Origin of the sequence: Kitasatospora sp. NPDC057198, assembly GCF_042670125.1 — a bacterium.
Taxonomy (GTDB): Bacteria; Actinomycetota; Actinomycetes; order Streptomycetales; family Streptomycetaceae; genus Kitasatospora.
In genome coordinates this window covers 1-5,111 of the sequence record NZ_JBHUWH010000528.1, presented here as the reverse complement: position 1 = coordinate 5,111, position 5,111 = coordinate 1, and the positions used below count along the sequence as shown (strand labels likewise).

Genomic DNA, 5,111 nt, shown 5'->3' with positions numbered 1-5,111 from the left:
GGCTCAGGCCGCGCGGCGGTGGTCGCGCTGCGCGGGCCCGAACACGCGCACCGCGCGGTGGGCCCCGGCGTGCGAGAACGGCTGGGTGCGCCAGTCCAGCGCGGTCGGCAGCATGACCAGGTCGCCCAGGCCCTCGCGCTCCGGCTGCTCCCCGCACTCCGGCAGGTCGGCGGTCGGCGCGCCGGTGCCCCGGCAGATCGCGGGCTGGAAGGGGTTCCACGCGGAGGTCAGCACCGCGTGCTGGGGCAGGCGCTCCTCGTCCCCGATCAACGCGATCGGGCGGTCGCACTCCGGGCAGTGCACCCGGACGGTCTCCCAGGTGTCGGCCGCGCCCGGGCCCGTCCCGAAGGACGCCTCGGGCGCGCCGGGTTCGTCCTCGACGTCGGGGTGCAGGTCGGTGGAAGGCATCGTGATCCCCCTAGGATCGCCCCGGAGCCTCTCGTGGTCCGGGCCACCAGCAGCACTTCCCAGTGACGGGACGTCATAACCCTGCACTCCGGCGCACGGTGATGCACCGACTGTGTTCCTCGCCACATTCCGTTGGCATGTGCCCCCCGCGCGCGCCCCCCGGTGAGCTCCCTGCACAGCCCGGCCGCGATCGAGTAGGTTGGCGCCTTGTGGAGGAACTCGACCAGCGCATCGTCCAGCTGCTGCTGCAGGACGGACGGATGAGCTACACCGACCTGGGCAAGGCCACCGGCCTGTCCACCTCGGCCGTGCACCAGCGGGTGCGCCGCCTCGAACAGCGCGGCGTCATCCGCGGCTACACCGCCATCGTCGACCCCGAGGCGGTCGACCTGGCGCTCACCGCGTTCATCTCGGTCAAGCCCTTCGACCCCAGCGCGCCCGACGACACCCCCGAACGCCTGGTCGGCCTCCCCGAGATCGAGGCGTGCCACAGCGTCGCCGGCGACGAGAACTACATCCTCAAGGTCCGCGTCCCCGGCCCCGGCGACCTGGAGGACCTGCTCGCCCGGATCCGCTCCGCCGCGGGCGTCTCCACCCGCACCACCGTCGTGCTCTCCACCCCGTACGAGTCCCGCCCGCCCAAGCTCTGACCAGGCCGTTCGGGGTGCGAGACTGGACGCCATGACCGAACGCACCGACCGGACCGTGCTGCTGCGCGGCGGCAACGTCTACAGCCCCGCCGACCCCTTCGCCACCGCCATGCTGGTCGAGGGCCGGCACGTCGCCTGGGTCGGCAGCGACGGAGCCGCCGAGGCGTACGCCGACACCGCCGACGAGATCGTCGAACTGGACGGCGCCCTGGTCACCCCCGCCTTCGTCGACGCCCACGTGCACGCCACCTCCACCGGCCTCGCCCTCACCGGCCTCGACCTGACCGGCAGCGCCTCGCTCGCCGAGGCCCTCGAGCGCACCGCCGCGTTCTGCGCCCCCTTCGCCGGCGGCGTGCTGATCGGCCACGGCTGGGACGAGACCCGCTGGCCCGAGCACCGCGCCCCCGCGCTCGCCGAACTCGACGCCGCCGCCGCGGGCGCCCCGCTCTACCTCTCCCGCACCGACGTCCACTCCGGCCTCGCCACCAGCGCGCTGCGCGCCCTCGTCCCCGGCCTGGAGTCGCTCCCCGGCCACGACGCCGACGGCCCGCTCACCCGGGACGCCCACCACGCCGTCCGGCAGGCCGCGCTCGCCCACCTCACCGCCGAGCAGCGCCGCGCCGCCCAGCTCGCCACCCTGCGCCGGGCCGCCGAACTCGGCATCGGCACCCTGCACGAGTGCGCCGGCCCGCAGATCTCCTCCGCCGAGGACCTCGCCGCGCTGCTCGCCCTCGCCGCCGGGACCGACGGCCCCGAGGTGTACGGCTACTGGGGCGAACTCGGCCCCGAGGGCGTCGCCACCGCCGAGCGCCTGGGCGCGGTCGGCGCCGGCGGCGACCTGTTCGTCGACGGCGCCCTCGGCTCGCACACCGCCTGCCTGCACGACCCGTACGCCGACGCCGCGCACACCGGCGCCGCCTACCTGGGCGCCGCCGAGATCGCCGACCACGTCACCGCCTGCACCGAGGCGGGCCTGCAGGCCGGCTTCCACGCCATCGGCAACGCCGCGATCGCCGCCGTGGTGGAGGGCGTCCGGGCCACCGCCGACAAGCTCGGCGCCGACCGGATCAAGGCCGCCCGGCACCGGGTCGAGCACGCCGAGGCGCTCACCCCCGAGACCCTCGCCGCGTTCGCCGAACTCGGCCTCACCGCCTCCGTCCAGCCCGCCTTCGACGCGGCCTGGGGCGGCCCCGACGGCATGTACGCCGAACGCCTCGGCGCCGAGCGCGCCGCCGCGCTCAACCCGTTCGCGGCGATGCTGCGCGCCGGCGTCCCGCTGGCCTTCGGCTCGGACGCGCCGGTCACCCCGCTCGACCCGTGGGGCACCGTCCGGGCCGCCGCCTTCCACCGCACCCCCGAGCACCGGATCTCGGTCCGCGCCGCCTTCACCGCGCACACCCGCGGCGGCCACCGGGCGCTGGGCCACGACGGCGACGGCGTCCTGGTGCCCGGCGCGCCCGCCTCCTACGCCGTCTGGGACACCACCGACCTGGTCGTGCAGGCCCCCGACAGCCGCGTCGCCGGCTGGTCCACCGACCCGCGCTCCGGCACCCCCGGCCTGCCCGACCTCACCCCCGGCGCACCGCTGCCGGTCTGCCTGCGCACCGTCGTCCGCGGCCGCACCGTCCACCGGCACCTGCCCGCCGGCCGCTGACGGGCCGTCGGGCGCACCCGGCGGGCCCGCCGGGGGAGTGAGGTACCTTTCCTGGGACGTCGAACGAGGTGGAACGCGCGTGCGCCCCCTCCCCCCGGCGGAGACGATCCCGAGCCAGAGAGGTGGTGCGCACAGGTGGCACTGCCCGTTTCGCAGGAGCAGCCGGTGGCCGAGGAGGAGACGGGGCCGCCGGCGCCCGTGCGGGGCACCCGCAAGGCGTGGTGGGCCCGGACGGGGCTGGCCGCGCTCTCCGGCCTGGCCCTGGCGTTCGCGTTCCCGCCGTTCGACGTCTGGCCGCTGTCGGTCCTCGCGGTCGCCGCCCTGGCACTGCTCACCCGCGGCCGCACCGCCCGGCACGGCGCCTGGATCGGCTTCGCCTTCGGCGTGCCGTTCTTCGTGGTGCTGCTGTCCTGGCTGCGCCCGGTCGGCTGGGACGCCACGGTCGGCCTGTCGCTGATCGAGGCGCTGTTCCTGGCGCTGATGGGCGCGGGCGCGGCGCTGACCTCGAAGCTGCGCGGCTGGCCGCTGTGGGGCGCGGTGCTCTGGGTCACCCAGGAGTGGATGCGCGACCGGCTGCCGTTCGGCGGCTTCCCGTGGGGCCGGCTGGCGTTCGCCAACACCGCCAGCCCGTTCACCCCGCTGGCCGCGCTCGGCGGCGCCCCGCTGGTGACCTTCGCGGTCGCCGCCGCCGGCACCCTGCTGGCCTGGGCCGCGCTCAGCGCCGTCCGGGCCCGCCGCACCGACACCGAGATGCCCTGGCGCACCGCCGCGGGCGCGGTGGGCGCGCTCGCGCTGGTGCTGGTCGGCTACGCGGTGCCGGTGCCGACCTCGGCGGACGACACCGTCAAGGTCGCGCTCGTCCAGGGCAACGTGGACCGCCCCGGCATGGACTTCCTGGGCCGCCCGATGGAGGTGCTGGACAACCACGCCACCGCCACCGAGAAGCTCGCCGCCGACATCGCCGCCGGCAAGGTCGCCAGGCCCGACGTGGTGATCTGGCCGGAGAACGCCTCCGACCTGGACCCGTTCACCGACCCGGCCGCGTACGCCCGGATCGACGAGGCGGTCAAGGCGGTCGGCGTGCCCACCCTGGTCGGCGCCCTGATCGACGGCCCCGACGAGCAGCACGTGCAGAACGAGGGCATCGTCTGGGACCCGGTCACCGGCCCCGGCGCCTCCTACACCAAGCAGCACCCGGTGCCGTTCGGCGAGTACGTGCCGTTCCGCGCGGAGCTGTCCAAGGTGATCAGCCGCCTGCAGCGGGTTGCCCGGGACTTCTACCCCGGCGACCACAACGGCGTGATGCAGCTCGGCCCGGCCCGGATCGGCGACGTGATCTGCTTCGAGGTCGCCTACGACGAGATCGTCCGGGACGCCGTCAACCAGGGCGGCCGGGTCATCGTCGTGCAGACCAACAACGCCACCTACAACCGGACCGGGCAGACCGAGCAGCAGCTCGCGATGTCCCGGCTGCGGGCCGTCGAGCACGGGCGGGCGGTGCTGATCGCGGCGACCAGCGGCGTCTCCGCGGTGATCGCCCCGGACGGCACGGTGGAGCAGCGCACCGGCGAGATGGAGCAGGCCGTGCTGAACGCGCTGGTGCCGCTGCGCGACGGCCGGACCGTCGCGGACCGGGTCGGCGCGGCGCCCGAGTGGGTGCTGGCCCTGGGCGGCGTGCTGGCCTGCGCCTTCGCGGTGACCGGCGCGGTGCGCCGGCGCAGGGCGGACGGCCGGGCCGGTGCCGGGCGCGAGGCCGACGCCGCGCCCTGAGCCGCGGACGGGCCCCGACGGCCCCGGGAGCCGCGCCGAGGACCTTTCGGAACACGGCGGGCCCCGGGGCCGTTGTGCTGGGTGGTGCCGTGGACGCAGCCGGAGAGGCCGGCCGCCGCGGGGAGCACCGCGAAGGAGTGGATCCGTACCGTGTCCCAGCAAGCAACCCCGGCCCGCCCGGCCCGCCGAGGCAGGCTCGCCCGAACCGTGCCGCTGCTGGTCGCCGCCTGGCTGGTGCTGGAGATCTGGCTGCTCACGGTGGTGGCCGGCTGGATCGGCTGGTTCCTGACGCTCGTGCTGCTGGTCGGCGGGGTGTTCCTCGGCGGTGCGGTGGTCAAGCGCGCCGGGGTGCGGGCCTTCCGCGCGGCCGTCGAGCTGTCCAAGGACCCGCAGTCCGCGCAGCCGCAGACCGGGACGTCGATGACGGTGCTGGCGGGCGTCCTGCTGATGGTCCCCGGGTTCCTGTCCGACCTGCTGGCGCTGACCCTCCTGGTGCCGCCGACCCGCGCGCTGTGGCGCGCCGCCGGCCGCCGGATCACCGGCTCGGCGCTGCGCTCCACCTCCCCGGTCGGCGCGGACCGGTTCGCCGACGCGATGCGCCTGCAGGAGCAGCTGCGCATCCACCGCCC

General features: G+C 76.1%; 5 protein-coding genes. 4 read left to right on the top strand and 1 reads right to left on the bottom strand.

The annotated features are described in order from the left end of the window. Nucleotides 1-3: 3 nt before the first annotated feature. Nucleotides 4-408: a hypothetical protein gene (locus ACFUEL_RS34735; protein ID WP_380241407.1), complete on the bottom strand. Its 405-nt coding sequence runs from the start codon at nt 406-408 to the stop codon at nt 4-6. Between the two features lie 209 nt (nt 409-617). Between ACFUEL_RS34735 and ACFUEL_RS34730 the strand changes: the two genes are divergently transcribed. From ACFUEL_RS34730 to ACFUEL_RS34715, 4 genes are all read left to right on the top strand, one after another. Then, entirely contained in the window at nt 618-1,058 is a 441-nt protein-coding gene (locus ACFUEL_RS34730) for an Lrp/AsnC family transcriptional regulator (RefSeq protein WP_380241405.1), read from the top strand. A gap of 31 nt (nt 1,059-1,089) precedes the next feature. Further along, nucleotides 1,090-2,712, top strand: coding sequence for an amidohydrolase (locus ACFUEL_RS34725; protein ID WP_380241403.1), 1,623 nt, complete (start codon nt 1,090-1,092; stop codon nt 2,710-2,712). A 135-nt stretch (nt 2,713-2,847) separates the two neighbouring features. Beyond that, on the top strand, nt 2,848-4,482 hold the full coding sequence (gene lnt / locus ACFUEL_RS34720; protein WP_380241401.1) for an apolipoprotein N-acyltransferase: 1,635 nt from the start codon (nt 2,848-2,850) through the stop codon (nt 4,480-4,482). Between the two features lie 150 nt (nt 4,483-4,632). Continuing rightward, a partial coding sequence (locus ACFUEL_RS34715; protein ID WP_380241399.1) for an FxsA family protein occupies nt 4,633-5,111 on the top strand: 479 nt, incomplete at its 3' end.